The following is a 16,001-nucleotide window of genomic DNA, read 5'->3' on the forward strand; positions in this document are numbered from 1 at the left end:
TTATAGCATACTATTCACAAATAAGTGAAAATTTTATAACTAATAATTAAAATAATATAAAAGGCATCTGAATTAATATTCTGACATTTGTAAAAGTAAACTGAGACACAAATTTCATTATATAGTAGAAGATACAGATGAATGAGAAGTAATTGTTTCTAAAGAACAAAATTATATAAATCACGATGTTAGTTAAACAAAATGAATTATACTAATTTTCCAATTTTAAAGCACAGAAGATCTTTAAACAAAACGGTACAATCATGAAAACTCAATAAGTAGTTGGAGATATTTTTATTCGTTTCATTCCCTCATCTCCATCGAAAGCACAGTTAGTTTTTATAATAAGCAAGTTGGAAAAAATAATTCATTTTGTTTTTTATAATTTATTTTAATAGTTATGGTTTTAGCTCATTATTATATTGTTATATAAATATTTTCACACCACATCACAAAATATTAAGCCTGAACTATTAAAATAAATTTTTTTTGGACACACCAAAAGTAATTTCTTCTAAATAACAGTTTTATAAGGGGGCCGCAGGAAGTTTTTTTCTGCGGTTTTTTTTATGATATTTTACTCCACTTATTTTTTCCTTTGTAGTATCTGATATAATAGTTTTTGATGATCAGATTGTCAGTCCTTGAAAGCATAGGATCTGCTTCAAGTATTCTTTCTACCGTATTTTTTGTTGTTTTGATGATTGCCGAGTCATTAATAAGATCCAGTCTTTTAAAATCTACCACACCACTTTGCTGAGTACCCAAAATATCTCCGGGTCCGCGAAGCTGCATATCTACCTCAGAAATTTTAAACCCATCATTAGTTTCAGTCATTGTTTTAATACGTGTTCTGCTTTCTTTGGATAATTTATCGGAAGTCATCAGGATACAGTAACTCTGTTCAGCACCTCTTCCCACACGCCCTCTGAGCTGGTGAAGCTGTGATAACCCAAACCTTTCCGAGCTTTCAATCACCATTACCGAAGCATTCGGAACGTTTACTCCCACTTCAATGACTGTTGTTGCAACCATTATTTCAGCTTTTCCTGAAGCAAAATAAGCCATAGCGGCATCTTTTTCATCCGGTTTCATTTTCCCGTGAAGCATAGTGACGTTGTATTCCGAGAAATAATCCATGACATGCTCCAAGCCTTCCATCAGGTTTTTATAATCCAGGGTTTCCGATTCTTCAATCAGAGGATATACGAAATAAACCTGTCTGCCTTTTTTAATTTCATCTTTACAGAAATTATACACATACGATCTGTCTTTTTCCCGGCGATGAGCTGTAATAATAGGCTTTCTCCCCACTGGCATCTCATCAATCACAGAAACATCGAGATCAGAATAAAAACTCATAGCCAGAGTTCTTGGAATAGGGGTGGCGGTCATCACCAGAATATGAGGCGGAATCCTATTTTTAGCCCAAAGTTTAGCCCTTTGAGCAACTCCGAATCTATGCTGCTCATCAATGATGGCTAATCCCAGATTTTTAAATTTAACCTTGTCTTCCAAAACGGCATGAGTTCCTACCAAAATAGAAAGTGAGCCATTTTCCAGTTCTTCATGGATAATTCTTCTTTCTGCTGCTTTGGTAGAACCTGTGAGAAGGCGGATATTGATTCCTGTTTTTTCCAATAGCTCTTTGATACCATTGTAATGCTGTTGAGCAAGAATTTCCGTGGGAGCCATCAGACAGCTCTGAAAACCGTTATCCATTGCGATAAGCATCGTAAGAAGGGCAACCATCGTTTTTCCTGATCCTACGTCCCCTTGCAAAAGCCTGTTCATCTGAACCGGTCTTTTCATATCCACTCTTATTTCCTTCAAAACCCTTTTCTGTGCATTGGTAAGCTCAAAAGGAAGATGGTTTTCATAAAAATCATTAAAATGATCTCCAATAATCGGGAAAGGATTACCATGAGACTGTGTTTTATGATGAAGTTTCTTTAAGCCATATCCTAACTGAAAGAAAAATGATTCCTCAAATTTTAATCTGTAATCCGCTTTATCAAAATGTTCCTGATCCTTTGGAAAGTGGACATTCAGAAAAGCGTGCTGTCTGGACATAAACTTGAATGTCTTCATCAGATATTCCGGAAAGTTTTCCTCAATAAGATTCGGGATCTCTTTGCAGATATTTCTTAAAGCATTCTGGAAAAATCTTTGATTTAATCCTCTCTTGGTTAGTTTTTCAGAACTCGGATAAATAGGTTTAAGCCGAGTGTCTCCTTCTTTTTTTTCTTCCGCTTCAATTTCCGGATGCGGCATAGAAAACTGACGGTTGAAAACATTGATCTTCCCAAAAATATAAACTTCCTTGTTGATCGGAAGCTGTTCTTTCAACCATTTGGAATATTGAAACCACACAAGATCCATACTGCCTGTCTCATCATTGAACTTTGCAGATAATCTTTTGGTTTTACCAGTCTGAATTTCCTGTACCTGAGTAATTCTTCCCCTCAACTGAATTTCCTGGCTGGTTTCTTCTTTGAGTTGAGAAACAGTATAGATTTTACTTTTGTCCAGATATCGGATAGGGTAGAAATTCAACATATCTTCTACAGTAGATAAGCCCAACACACTTTTGATGAGTTTAGCTCTTTCCGGGCCTATTCCTTTTACATATTCTATGGAGGTTTCGAGATTCATTTTCAGGTTGCAGGATACTAATTTTTTGAATTTTTTGATCCTTATTTCGGATAATAGAAATAAAGGCTCGAATTTCGGTAAAATAAAAAAGACTTCCAAAAAATTGGAAGCCTCTATAGTGAATTTTTAGAACTGAAACAGAAAATGCGGTTTCAAAGTTCTGAATTAATCTTTAATTTTAGATTTGAATTTCTTCTGGTAATCCTCCCATTGTTCCCTGGTCTTAATCTTTTTAAACAAATCTTTTGAGATCAGTTCCAGATAAGGTTCCAGTTCTTTGGCAGACAGTTCCCCCTGAAGTATGGTGATGGGATCTCCATGCTCATCCAGAAATACGGTGCTTGGAACTGCTCCTACATTCATATACTGGGTAAACTCATGAAGAGAATTTTTTCCTTTTTTATGTTCAGTATTGGGATTGGAAAATGTTCTTCCGAAAATTTCAATACTCTTTTTTTCTTCTGCATTAAATTTTACAGGATAATAGTTCTCATTTAAAATCTGAGCAATTACAGGATGACCATACGTTTTTTTATCCATGATTTTACATGGGCCACACCAGTCTGCATAGAAATCAATTAATATTTTTTTTGGACTTTCCTTTTGAGCTTTTAAAGCTTCCTCAATCGTCATCCACTTTACCTGTGCAAAACTGAAATTTAATAAAAGTAAGAGAACTATGCTTAAAATTTTCTTCATATTGTGATATTTAAGTAAAAATAAGCATAATTACTTATTTTTTATTTTACATCCTGCATTAATTTTTTCACGTACGGAGATATCAAAATTAATACCACTCCGGCAATTACCGCATATAATCCTAATTGTTTATATCCATCAGTATAAGTGATCAATTCATCATAGTTGGTAGAACCTTCTTTGGCTGTGGCAAGACTTGCCCCGATAATCCCGGCAACATACTGTCCATAAGCAGAAGCAAGGAACCACATTCCCATCATCATTCCCTGAAGATTCTTTGTAGAAAGCTTGGTCATGATGGATAATCCGATAGGCGACAGGCATAATTCTCCAAGTGTAATGATAAGAAGTGCCAGTGTGAAGAAGTTCAGTGAAGTGATTCCCTGAAGATCTGCAAACAGGCGGGTGGCAAACAAAACATAATATCCTAATCCTAAGAAAATGAATCCTAATCCGAATTTAATGATCGTATTGGGCTCAATTTTTCTTTTGTTCAGCCAGATCCAAAGAAGTCCAATCAATGGAGCAAGGAAAATAATGAAGAAAGCTCCTCCTGAGTTATTCACTCCATTCGGGTCTAATCCAAGAAGATCTTTGTTAAGGTTCTTAGCCGCAAAAATGCTTAAAGAGCCTCCACTTTGTTCATAAATTCCCCAGAAGATGATTGAAAATATAATGAAAACCAAAGCGGCCCAAAGTTTTTTACGCTCAGAAGCTGTTACTTTAGACATTTCATAGAATAAATAGATTAAAGTTAAGGGCCCGATGGTCCACATGAAATAATCTGTATATTCTGTTTTCGCTACCATGGTCATAATGATAGGTACAAAAACCAACGACAAAACGTATACTCCATATTCTTTCCATTTTGGAATTGGGGCTGTTTTTTCTTCTGCTAAAGGGTGTCCCGGTTGCAGGCCGATGGTGCCTAATGTTCTTTGTGTAAATACAAAATTGATCAAACTTACGACCATTACTATTGCAGCAAGACCAAAAGCAATATGCCATCTCATTTCTTCTGCAATAATATTGCTTAGGAATTCTCCTTTACCAATTGCAATACATAGGTAACCACCCAGCAAAGCTCCGAGGTTAATTCCTGCGTAGAAAAGTGAAAATCCTGCATCTGCCCTTGAATCATTAGGTTTATAAAGCTGTCCTACCATAGATGAAATATTAGGTTTGAAGAAACCTGTCCCTACTACGGTGAATGCTATTCCTAAGAAAAAGAATTTATGGGGATCGGTAGCAAGAATTAAACTTCCTACGATCATCAGAAGTCCGCCCCAGAACAGGGATTTTCGGAATCCTAAAATTTTATCGGCAAAAAGACCTCCTACAAAAGTAAAAGCATATACGAAGGCCTGGGTAGCACCATATTGAAGGTTGGCTTCTTTTTCATGGAAGTTAAGCTGTGAGATCATAAAGAAAACCAGCATTCCACGCATTCCGTAGAAACAGAAACGTTCCCACATTTCAGAGAAAAACAGGCTCCAGATTTGTCTGGGATACTTTCCTTTGAAATTTTGTATTTCATCTAAAGTTAAGCTCATAGTGATATATGATTAAGTTCTAATTAAGGGTTTTTATTGTCCTGATCCAGTTCAAAACGGATTCTGTCCTGGTCAATAATTTGTTTTAATTCTTCTTCTTTTGGGAGGTACAGCAGGTATTTGCTGGCAAATAAATTGTTTTTATCATTCAAAATGGAATATTTTACAATGGTCTCATCTTTTTCTGAGCATAATAAAATTCCGATGGTTGGGTTATCTCCTTCTCCGCGTTTCAGATCATCATACATTCTTACATACATATCAATCTGTCCGATATCCTGATGAGAAAGTTCTCCGGTTTTTAGATCAATGATGACAAAACACTTCAAAATGTAATTATAGAAAACAAGATCAATATAGAAGTCCGATGTATCCGTAGAAATATGTTGTTGTCTGGCTACGAAGGCAAAACCTTTCCCGAATTCCAGTAAAAATTTTTGAATATGATCAATAATGGCTGTTTCAATTTCTTTTTCAGAGAATTGTTCATCAGCTTTTAAGCCAAGAAATTCAAAAATATAGGGATCTTTTAAAACACTGTGAATACTTTCCGGAGAAGATTTTTTATGCTCTAAAACTCTTTCGTAAGCAAGCGAATTGATTTGTCTTTTGAGATCTCTTACATTCCAGTTATTTTGTATGGACTCATTCAGATAATAAAACCTCTTGTCTTTATTATCCTGACTTGAGAGCAGTCTGTAATGAGACCAGCTCAATTGTTGAGACAATGTGTCAACAATTGGAAATGCGGTGTAAAACTTCCGCATATTAGACAAGTTCGTATAATCAAATCCCTTCCCAAATTCTAAGGTAAGCTTCTGAGAAAGCTTTTTCAGTGTATATTTTCCATATTCTGCACGTTCTTTTCCTTTTTGTTCGTCTTCAACAATCAATTTTCCAATCTGCCAGTAGGTAAGCAGTAGTGTAGAATTCGCGATCCGAAAAACTTTTTCGCGCGACTGTCTAATGATTTCCTGTACGGATTGGAATAAAGAATCTTCGGAAATTTCCATCATACGAAAATAAAAAAAACCTCTGACTTGGCAGAGGTTTTTATTCTATTTTATTGATACAATTAGTTTACACCATGCATCATTTTCTTTAAGATAGGTGAAATTAAACCTAGGATGACAGAAGCAATACCACAAAGTACTACGAATACCATAAAGAATTCAAATAAGTTATGGATCTCGAATCCTACAAAAGTAGGGTTGTGTAGTGGTAACTGAGCTTTATCAAAGGCAGCTACCTGATCTGCTGTTAAGGTTACTTTTTTATCTAATACATCCTGAAGATTAACTCCCATTTCTTCGGCTTTTTTGAATTTATCACCCGTTGCAGGGATAAGAGCTCCTAATGAACCTGCCAATGCATAACCGGCAGCGTTAGAAATGAAAAATACACCATATAATAATGAAGCAAATCTTTTTGGAGCCAGTTTACCTACCAGTGATAAACCAATTGGAGAAAGACAAAGCTCACCACAAGTCTGGATGAAATATAATAACATTAACCATTTGATGGCTAATAAACCTGAACTTCCTAAATCTTTTACATTGTGTGCAATGATGAAATATGAAAGAGCGATTAATGCCAATCCCATTGCTTGTTTGAACGGAGATACCGGCTCTTTTCCTTTAGCTCTTAACTTGTCCCAGCATAAACTGAAAGGAACCGCTAAAAGAACAACGAAAATACCATTAAAGATCTGAACCATTGAAGGAGGCATATTCCATCCGAAAATGTTTCTGTCTGTCTGGTTATCTGCGATAAATGTTAATGAAGATCCAGCCTGCTCAAATGCTGCCCAGAAGAAAATAATAAAGAATGATACAATATAGATTACCCAGATTCTCTGTCTTTCTACCTTATTTTCAGCAGAAGACATAATCAGGAAAGCAAGAGCTATACCAGCTGAATAGATGAAAGGATAAATAATTCCTTTGATCAGCTGCCCCATTTCTACAGAGTTGAATCCAAATTCACCTACAAGAAGATATCTGAAAAGGAAGAACAGAACAACAAATATTCCTCCGGTAATTCCTAAAGCCTGACCAGAGAATTTAGCAGTCTGCGTTTCTCCTTCTTCGAAGTCGGCACTTGTATTATTTTTAGGTAACCCTCCGATAGGTCTTCCTTCAGGAGTTACTACATATTTGTTCTTAAGGATAAAGAAGGTTACCGTTCCGATTACCATTGCAATAGAAGCTGCTAAGAATCCCCATTTGAAAGCGAAGATATCTCTTACTCCAGTTGCAGCATCTTTTACGTCTCCTACGTATGGACAGATAAACTGACCTAAAAATGCCCCAATGTTGATCCCCATATAGAAAATGGTAAAAGCAGAATCCAGTTTAGATTTTTCCTGCTTTGGATAAAGGCTTCCTACCATTGAGGAAATATTCGGTTTGAAGAATCCATTACCGAAAATGATAACGAATAACGCCAGCCACATGATAAGTTTAGCACTTCCGATATCTGCTGAGAAAGTAGAGGCACTGATGAATAATAAGAACTGGCCAATAGCCATTAATGATCCACCAATGATGATCGCATATCTGTTTCCGATATATTTATCAGCAATAAAACCTCCCAAAAGAGGGGTTAAATAACATAAAGCTAGAAATCCACCATAGATGATTGCTGCATCAGCTTCTTTTATTAATAAGGAATTTACCATGAAGAGCGTCAATAGAGCTCTCATTCCATAAAAGTTGAAACGCTCCCACATTTCTGTTCCGAACAGAACCCATAATCCTTTAGGATGCCTGGAATTCTTATTCTCTACAAATTCATCCGGTTTCGGACTCAATGCTTCAATATTATCCATTTCTATTGTTAATTTTTGTTAAGACTGACAAATATAGTTTATTTTGGGTTTTTGGCAAGGTTTTAATTTTATTTTTAAATAAAAAAGCTGCGGGACTAGTCCGCAGCTTAGTTATCTTTATAATATTGAGCATTTTAATGCCCTTTTTCTGTCATAATTTTATTCAGTCTTTTTAACATAGAAAGACCTAAAAGTGTAGCAAATATTAACAAAGCGAAGTTAACAAGGAAATAATTCGTTTTGTTTTCGTAGCTGTACCACGTACTGGCAAGAATTCCTGAAAGCTTATTTCCAACAGAGTTAGCCAGGAAAAATCCTCCCATCATCAATGCTGTAATTCTTGCAGGAGAAAGTTTAGATACAAAAGAAAGTCCCATTGGAGATAAACATAATTCCCCGATGGTAATCACCCCGTAGCTGGCAACCAGCCATAGAGGAGAAACTTTTACAGATCCGTTATCTCCAGCCATCACAGCTAAAACCATTACAAGACAGGAAAGTCCGGATATGAATAGCCCTAAAACAATCTTGGTAGGCGTTAAAGGTTCTTTTCCTTTTCTTCTCAATAATGCCCAGAATCCTACAATAACAGGCGTCAGAGCAATAACCCAGAACGGATTGATAGATTGGAATAATTCTGTATTGTACAAGAATACTTTATTTTCCGGGTTTTTCTCAAGAACAGCACGCTGTTCAGGGGATATATTTTTAAAGTAAACATCTTTTCCCATTTCCTTTTTAGTCTCTCCATTATCATCTTTTTGAGAACGGAACTGATTGTCATACACAGGAGTTTCTTTATTTTCATAGCTTTTTCCCTCCACCATATAAATTCCTTCCAATGGCTTTTCAAGAGAAGCAGGAACACTTCTGTCCGTATAATAATTGGCCCATCTTGTCAATGCTGTACCGTTTTGCTTGAAAACAGCCCAGAAAAACATACTGATAAGGAATACAGAAAGTAATGCCCCGATAGATGCTTTTTCATCAGGTTTAGCTTTAAAGTAAAGAGATGCATAGAAATAAATAACAGGTATACATGCAAAAATAAAGGCATCCGTACTGTCACTTCCGAAAATATTACCGGGAATAAACCAACCGATGGCTCCGGCAACAATAGCAGGAACAAATACCTTGATCAGAATTTCTGAAAGTTTGGTATCTCCTTCCTGTACTGGTTTCATCTGTGCAGCGTGGATATAATGCTTTCTTCCTATGGTAAAAATAACCATCCCGATCAACATTCCTACACCCGCCGTGATGAAAGCTTCACCCCAACCGAATTTATTACGCATGAAAGCCGCAATAATGTTGCAGATAAATGCCCCGATATTAATTCCCATATAGAAAATATTATATCCTGAATCTTTATTCGCTTTATAAGGCTCTTCAGAATAGAGGTTTCCCAAGAGTGTTGAAATAGTAGGCTTAAAGAAACCATTTCCAATGATAATTAATGCCAGAGAAGCATAAAACAAAGGCAAATCTTTAAAAACTCCCATTCCTATATATCCTGCAGCCATTAAAAAACCTCCAAGATAAATAGATTTAATATACCCTAAAACCCTGTCAGCCAGGAATCCTCCAATGAATGGAGTCAGATAAGTTAAGGCAATATAAGTTCCGAAAATGTCATCAGCAGTTTTATCCGGAAGTCCAAGTCCGCCTTTCATACCCGTAGGCTCAATAACATATAGAACAAAGATTCCAAGAATCAGGTAATACCCGAAACGCTCCCACATTTCTGTAAAAAAGAGATAGGGCAGCCCTTTAGGATGTTTAGTCTTCATATAATCAATTTTCAAATTTCCCAAAAATAGCTTTTTAATTTTAATTGATAAAATAAATAATACTTAGCCAAATGATTAATGAAATAAATATAAAATTTTAAGTATAAAGAGTGATTTAAGTTGCTGAAATTAATTTGTACAGATTATATACATGTTGTAACTGCTTGTTGTACAATGGATATACAAGTTTATTTTGCTTTTATCTAATATTTGTTTTCTAGTTTCGAGATGTCAATAATGACATATAATTAAAAAACATTTATTATGAAAAAGATCAATTTAAAAAAGATGAAAGGAAGTTTATCCAGAAATCAGTTGAAAACTATTAAAGGAGGATTGATGGCGGATGATCCTGAGACAGAGGGAGGATGTGGGTGTACGAATGCAGCTTGTGCCAATACCCATAATGGGAATGGTGATTCTTATTGCAATGGTACTTTTTGTTGTGGGTAATCAGTGTAAGTTTTTTAAAATGGCAACAGGAAACTGTTGCTATTTTTTTTAATGCAAAAAGATATATTACTATGACACGCAAAAGTTATACTGCTGTTATCAATTATCTGGATGATAATAAAATACGTATTGATAAGGATGAGTTTGAGCTTCAGTTGGAAGGACATCCCGATTTTCCAAGCCTTCTGGCATTTTCTGATGCTTTACACTTTTTCAATATTGAAAATTACAGTTACAGAATTGATAATGATGAAAAAGACATTTTACCTGAAGATTTCCTGGCTTTAGTAAAAGGAGAGCTGGCAGTTGTGAATAATACAGGTGATACAATAACAGTCAATGGTTCTCACACAGAAGATTTTTTTTCAGAATGGGAAAATATAATACTTATTGTAGAAAAGTCTGAAGATCAAACTTATACAAAATCAAAACTTGATTCTGCATACCTTAATTGGGGAATTATAGCGCTACTATTTCTGTTTCTTTTCGGATATGATGATTCTAATCTGGTTTTGAAACTGATCTTTGCGGTTACTGGTCTTATCGGATTCATCTTTGCCCGTGAAGCCTACAAAAAAACTCATGGTAAAGGAACATTCATACCGGTTGGCGTATGTAAAAGCAATTATCTGAATACGGACTGCGACCTGGTTTTTAATTCGAAAAAATGGAAGATTTTTAACAAAATAGATTTGTCTGAGATTTCACTGCTGTTTTTTACCAGCCAGATCGTGTGTTTTATTTTATTTGGTCTGATAAAAAATCTTGAACTCTTTTTCGGGATCTATCAATATGGATTATTTGGCTTCATACCCATCGCTTTCTTGTCATTATTCTATCAGATATTTATTGTTAAAAAGTATTGTCCTGTCTGTATGGTAATCATAGCATCCGTATGTATTCAACTGGTAGCTGCCAATCTTATTTCCTTTACCAGTAAAGGACTTGACATAAGTGCTGTTCTGTTTCTCATTGGAAGTTTAGGCTCGCTCATCGTTTTGATGAATTTCAGGATGAAAAATCAAAATGCACAGAAAGATGAAAATACGCTTAAAAGAAATTTGAAATTCAGGAGAAACTATCAGTTTTTCAAAAATAATTTGTCTTTGCAGAAAAGGTTTACGAATAAAGATTTTTCGAGCGCTTTTGTGTTTGGAAATGAAAAAGCAGATCAAACTTTAACCTTTATTACCAATCCTTTTTGTAAACATTGCAAAGAATTTTATCCTGTTTTTCTAAAGCTGGTAAAAAAGTATTCTGATGAGCTGAGAATCAATATTTTCTTTGATATAGATCTTAGCAGGGATGATCTGGATAATAGAACGGTTCATGTAAATCTTACCAATATCTATATCAATAGCGAAAATAAAATAGAATTTCTGGAAGCATTGAACGGCTGGTATGACGTTCAGGGATATAGTGAAGACAAAAGTGGCTGGTATCAAAAGTATTCCAAATATTTCGGAAGTTCAGAGAATGCACTTGCCCTATTAAAAGGACACGAAAAATGGGTAAGCAGCAATGGGGTGCATTTTACACCCAATATCTTTATCAATGACACAGAATATCCGGTACAGTATGAGAGAGCAGATCTGGAGTTCTTTATCCCGGAATTATTATCTGAAAATTAAATTATTATGAAAAGCTTATTATTTATATTGCTGGGAACATGTATGATGTTTGCTCAGAACAACAGGTTCATCTATGAGGTGAAATACAAGAAAGATTCAGCCTCCAAAGATATTACCAGAGAAAATTACTATCTGGATATCACAAAAGATGATATTGCTTATTATAACAGACTGAATTATATTAGTGATTCATTATTTACTGCTACCGGGCAATATGCATTTAAAGGCAACAGGCTGACTTCATTTCTCATCAAAAAGAACAATAGCAATACCTATCAGAACTATGAATACATCGGGGATGTGAATTTTTATAAAATGTCTGAGGAACCAAGGCAACAGTGGACTATTACAGACAGCATAAAAATATCTGATCACCTTTCGCTTCAAAAAGCGACCACCAAATTTGGAGGAAGAAACTGGATCGCATGGTTTTCCAAAGATATTCCAATGCCCTACGGACCTTATAAGTTTAACGGATTACCGGGATTGATTATGGAATTGTATGATACAAAAAAGAATTATTATTTTAATGTGATTAAGAGTGAAAAGATTGCGGATGATTATAAGCGACATTTATTAAATGCCTCTATATCCAGAGCAATTCCCGTTACTCAGAAAGATTTAAATAAACTAAGGTTGGACCTATATTCCAATCCCTTTAAATATGTCCTGAATGGAAATCTGACTATGCGCGAAGGGCAGAAATTGTTGTTGGAGGATGGAACAGTCTTGTCTAAAGAACAGCTGAAGCCAGCAGAAGCCAACGAAAGGAAAAAACTAAAAGCTTTTAATAATCCTATAGAACTGGATAAAGCGGTAAAATATCCTTAAGAGGTACATCAATAAAAATTCCTTTCAGAATTTCTGAAAGGAATTTTTATGAGATATATATTTGATATTATAGATTATTCAGGATGAAATCCGTCATTTTCTGATACAACTGAGGTCTTGTCTGTCCACCATAGATTCCGTGGTTTTTGTCGGGATAGGCCATGAAATCAAACTGCTTTTTATTTTGAATCAAAGCTTCAGAGAATTCCATAGAGTTCTGGAAGTGAACGTTATCATCCGCCGTTCCGTGGATTAATAAGAATTTCCCTTTTAATAGATTCGCATATTCAGTTGGTGAATTTTTATCATATCCATCAGGGTTTTCCTGAGGAGTTCTCATAAATCTTTCCGTATATACAGAATCATAATATCTCCAGTTGGTTACCGGTGCTACCGCAATTCCCACTTTGAAAACATCAGCTCCTTTAGTCATTGCTAAGCTTGTCATATAACCACCAAAGCTCCATCCGAACATTCCGATTCTGCTTTTGTCAATATAAGATTGGTTTCCAAACCACTTCGCTGCAGTGATCTGATCTTCGATCTCATATTTTCCTAAATTCATATAGGTTACTTTCTTATATTTTGCTCCTTTATAACCTGTTCCACGTCCGTCCACACAAGCAACAATATATCCTTTTTGTACCAGGTGATTAAACCACATGGCATTTCCGTTATCCCATGAGTTGGCTACCTGCTGAGACCCCGGCCCGGAATATTGGAACATAAATAAAGGATATTTCTTATTCGGATCAAAGTTTTTAGGCTTCATGATCCAGGCATTCATCTGATCGCCTACTGCATTGGGAATTGTAATGAATTCTTTTTCAACAAAATTATCAGTCTTTAATTTCTGTAACTGATCGTTATTGTTTTGAAGTTCTTTTACTGCTTTTCCATTCCCGTCTTTTAAAACATATGTATAAGGTTTTGCTGCTGTAGAAGATGTTTCAATGAAATAATTATAGTTCTTGCTGAAATTGGCAGAGTTGTTTCCTTCTGCATTGGAGATCAGCTGAGTTTTTCCGTTGTCAATATTGACTTTGGAAATCACTTTATTGATGCTTCCTTTTTCAGTAGTCTGAACGTAGATTTCTTTAGATTTTGGATTAAACCCATAATAATCCGTTACCTCCCAGTTTCCTTTTGTGATCTGCTTTTTAAGCTTACCATCTTTGTCATACCAATACAGGTGACGGTTTCCATCTCTTTCAGAGGCCCAAAGGAACGAATCATCTTCAAGGAATTCAAGAGTAGGGCTGTCCGTATCTACCCATTTATCATCTGTTTCTGTAAATAACTTTTGAACAGCTCCTGTTTTGGTATTTACTTTTAAAATATCAGAAGCGTTCTGAATCCTCTCAGAAGTAATTAAAACAATTTCGTCCGGTTTTGCAGTCTGGAATACATTCGGGATGTAATAGTTTTTAAAAGAACCCAGGTTCAGCTGCATTGTCTTCCCGTTATCAAGACGGTATAGCTGTGCTGAAACTACAGAATTCTTCTCACCTGCCTTTGGATATTTATAACGCATTTCTGTAGGATAAAGCGTTTTTCCATAAATGGGAATATAGATTTCCGGAACCTGGCTTTCATCAGACTTCACAAATACAATGGCATCAGAATTTTTTGTCCATTCATATTGTCTTGCGTGCCCGAATTCTTCTTCATATACCCAGTCTGCCAAACCATTCAGGATTGAATTCTTTTTACCATCCGTAGTAATCTGAGTGATTTTTCCTGAGCTGAGATCCTGATAAAAAAGATTATTGTCTGAAATAAAAGCCACTTTTGTAGCATCTGGTGAAAATGTAGGCTCCTGAACCGGTTTCCCTTCATTCAGACTGATTACTTTCCCGGATTTTAAATCTTTTACATCAAATTTTCCCAGAAAAGAATGCCTGTAAATAGGCTGGCTTCCTACCTGTAAAAGGATTTTAGATTCATCATCAGAAAAAATATAACTTTCAAACTTTCCATCTACAAGATTTCCTTCTTTCTGTGAAGTTTTGTAAGAATATTTTGCAATTCCTGAGGGTTCAATAACAAGATAGTTCTCTCCGTTTTTCATGGAAGAGATTCCTGCAATCCCTTTTCCACGGTAATATCCTGAATATATTTTATCTAAAGTAATTTCCTGTGCCGTTACATTTTGAAATACCACAGCCACAGTAAGAGTTAATAGGAGTTTTTTCATTTTCAATTTTAATGATTTCAAATTTAATAATTCTTACTTACATAACCATATAAAATAAAAAATCAGGATCTAATGTCCTGATTCTTTATTTTGATTAAGCTTCGTGCATAGTTCCCGGATTTTCTGTTTCCGGAGGGTAATATCCTTCCGGGGCGCAGAATGGATAGGTAGCAGTGCAGGGAGAGTCGAATCCTCCTCCAATCCACCAGGTTCTGATTTGACAGGTGACTTCGTCAACACATCTTCTCATTCCGGGTAAAACGCCTCCGTGTATTTCTTTTAATTGAAATCTTGACATTTTTTTTAGATTTTTCATGGTAAATATTTTTTTTAGTTTTCAACACTAAAGTAATAAAAAATAAGTAATGAATTTTGGCGAAAAAAAACAATTTGGCAAAAAAATTGAATATATAATAACAGTAAATCAAATCAAGTAATAATTATGGAAACGAATGCATACAACCAGAAACTCAACCGTTATGTATTAAACGACCAGATTGTTTATACAGGTTTTTCCAGTTTTAATGATGCAGAAGAATGTGCTCATAAAAAAGGAGGGACATTGGTGGAAGTGGTGTTTAGAGACGGAAATGATAATCCCGAAATTACTAATGAGGCGGGGTTGATAGAGAAAAAAATTCATTACTATGTGTATGCAGGCGATGAGTACAAATTTATCCATTCCTCAGATCCGGGATTCAGGAAATATGCAGATGAGCTGCAGAAAATAAAAGCAAAACTGCAGCAATCTCCACCGGATGAAAGATATTTAGCCAATTTTGAAATTGAAAATGCGGAAGACCCGATTATTGTAATTAAAAATGATCATTTTGAATCGGTGACATCGAGAGAGCGTTCAAAATATTTGAAACATGCCTGTGTCTATGAACTAGGGGTATCCCTGCCAAAATCTTAAAAAATCAATCATGAGCAAAACAAAATATTCAGAAAAAGCTCAGGACAAAGTAGGAAAAGTAATGCACGAATTCAAGGAAGGGAAATTGAAATCTTCTTCCGGAAAGAAAGTGACAAGCAGAAAACAGGCCGTAGCTATCGGTATTTCTGAAGCGCGGGAAAAAGGTATGAAAGTACCAGTGAAAAAGAAAAATAAGTAATTCATAATATCCGGAAAGATCAACTTTCCGGATTTTTTTTATCTCATATTCTGTATTTCATAAAAAAGTGAGATGAAAGTAGTACATGGAAAATTAACTGATCTGTTTTTCTAAACTGTAATTTTTTTTATGTCTTGATCTTGTTGTTATTTATAAAATGCTGTAAATGTGTGTTTTGTATTGTTGATGTATGTATGCTGTAGTTAACTTTGCAAGAGTTTGCACTTTTTTGTTGCAAATTCGCATC

The 16,001-nt window shown here is 35.3% G+C and carries 13 protein-coding genes; 5 read left to right on the top strand and 8 right to left on the bottom strand.

The genetic code is table 11. The features are described from left to right. Nucleotides 1-567 precede the first annotated feature (567 nt). The 6 genes from recG to J2786_RS19365 all read right to left on the bottom strand — a co-directional run bounded on the left by recG (nucleotide 568) and on the right by J2786_RS19365 (nucleotide 9,527). Nucleotides 568-2,655, bottom strand: coding sequence for an ATP-dependent DNA helicase RecG (gene recG / locus J2786_RS19340; protein ID WP_047428175.1), 2,088 nt, complete (start codon nucleotides 2,653-2,655; stop codon nucleotides 568-570). A gap of 165 nt (nucleotides 2,656-2,820) precedes the next feature. Then, nucleotides 2,821-3,354: a thioredoxin family protein gene (locus tag J2786_RS19345; protein WP_047428172.1), complete on the bottom strand. Its 534-nt coding sequence runs from the start codon at nucleotides 3,352-3,354 to the stop codon at nucleotides 2,821-2,823. A gap of 41 nt (nucleotides 3,355-3,395) precedes the next feature. Next, nucleotides 3,396-4,907: a peptide MFS transporter gene (locus tag J2786_RS19350; protein WP_047428169.1), complete on the bottom strand. Its 1,512-nt coding sequence runs from the start codon at nucleotides 4,905-4,907 to the stop codon at nucleotides 3,396-3,398. Nucleotides 4,908-4,930: 23 nt separating this feature from the next. Then, nucleotides 4,931-5,923, bottom strand: a complete 993-nt coding sequence (locus J2786_RS19355; protein ID WP_047428166.1) for a PDDEXK nuclease domain-containing protein — start codon at nucleotides 5,921-5,923, stop codon at nucleotides 4,931-4,933. A gap of 59 nt (nucleotides 5,924-5,982) precedes the next feature. Then, nucleotides 5,983-7,737, bottom strand: a complete 1,755-nt coding sequence (locus tag J2786_RS19360) for a peptide MFS transporter (RefSeq protein ID WP_047428164.1) — start codon at nucleotides 7,735-7,737, stop codon at nucleotides 5,983-5,985. 134 nt (nucleotides 7,738-7,871) lie between these two features. Beyond that, on the bottom strand, nucleotides 7,872-9,527 hold the full coding sequence (locus J2786_RS19365) for a peptide MFS transporter (protein ID WP_047428161.1): 1,656 nt from the start codon (nucleotides 9,525-9,527) through the stop codon (nucleotides 7,872-7,874). Nucleotides 9,528-9,791: 264 nt separating this feature from the next. Here J2786_RS19365 and J2786_RS19370 point away from each other — a divergent pair, with 264 nt between their 5' ends. From J2786_RS19370 to J2786_RS19380, 3 genes are all read left to right on the top strand, one after another. Further along, the gene (locus J2786_RS19370; RefSeq protein ID WP_047428150.1) at nucleotides 9,792-9,980 is read left to right on the top strand and encodes a hypothetical protein; all 189 of its coding nucleotides are present in this window, start codon (nucleotides 9,792-9,794) and stop codon (nucleotides 9,978-9,980) included. Between the two features lie 71 nt (nucleotides 9,981-10,051). After that, on the top strand, nucleotides 10,052-11,611 hold the full coding sequence (locus J2786_RS19375; protein WP_310026388.1) for a vitamin K epoxide reductase family protein: 1,560 nt from the start codon (nucleotides 10,052-10,054) through the stop codon (nucleotides 11,609-11,611). 6 nt (nucleotides 11,612-11,617) lie between these two features. Continuing rightward, nucleotides 11,618-12,442, top strand: a complete 825-nt coding sequence (locus J2786_RS19380) for a GLPGLI family protein (protein WP_047428142.1) — start codon at nucleotides 11,618-11,620, stop codon at nucleotides 12,440-12,442. A gap of 67 nt (nucleotides 12,443-12,509) precedes the next feature. On the opposite strand, the gene J2786_RS19385 is transcribed toward J2786_RS19380, so the two are convergent. Together J2786_RS19385 and J2786_RS19390 are read right to left on the bottom strand one after the other, a co-directional pair. Next, nucleotides 12,510-14,639: a S9 family peptidase gene (locus tag J2786_RS19385; RefSeq protein ID WP_047428139.1), complete on the bottom strand. Its 2,130-nt coding sequence runs from the start codon at nucleotides 14,637-14,639 to the stop codon at nucleotides 12,510-12,512. Between the two features lie 94 nt (nucleotides 14,640-14,733). Beyond that, complete coding sequence (locus J2786_RS19390) at nucleotides 14,734-14,955, bottom strand: bacteriocin-like protein (protein ID WP_047428137.1); 222 nt, start codon at nucleotides 14,953-14,955, stop codon at nucleotides 14,734-14,736. 126 nt (nucleotides 14,956-15,081) lie between these two features. On the opposite strand from J2786_RS19390, the gene J2786_RS19395 reads away from it, so the two are divergent. Continuing rightward, nucleotides 15,082-15,555 carry a hypothetical protein gene (locus tag J2786_RS19395; protein ID WP_047428135.1) on the top strand — a complete coding sequence of 158 codons (474 nt, stop codon included), beginning with the start codon at nucleotides 15,082-15,084 and terminating at the stop codon, nucleotides 15,553-15,555. A 10-nt stretch (nucleotides 15,556-15,565) separates the two neighbouring features. After that, nucleotides 15,566-15,754: a DUF6496 domain-containing protein gene (locus tag J2786_RS19400; RefSeq protein ID WP_047428132.1), complete on the top strand. Its 189-nt coding sequence runs from the start codon at nucleotides 15,566-15,568 to the stop codon at nucleotides 15,752-15,754. The last annotated feature ends 247 nt before the right edge of the window (nucleotides 15,755-16,001 follow it).

Source organism: Chryseobacterium vietnamense (genome assembly GCF_031454475.1).
Classification (GTDB): Bacteria; Bacteroidota; Bacteroidia; order Flavobacteriales; family Weeksellaceae; genus Chryseobacterium; species Chryseobacterium vietnamense.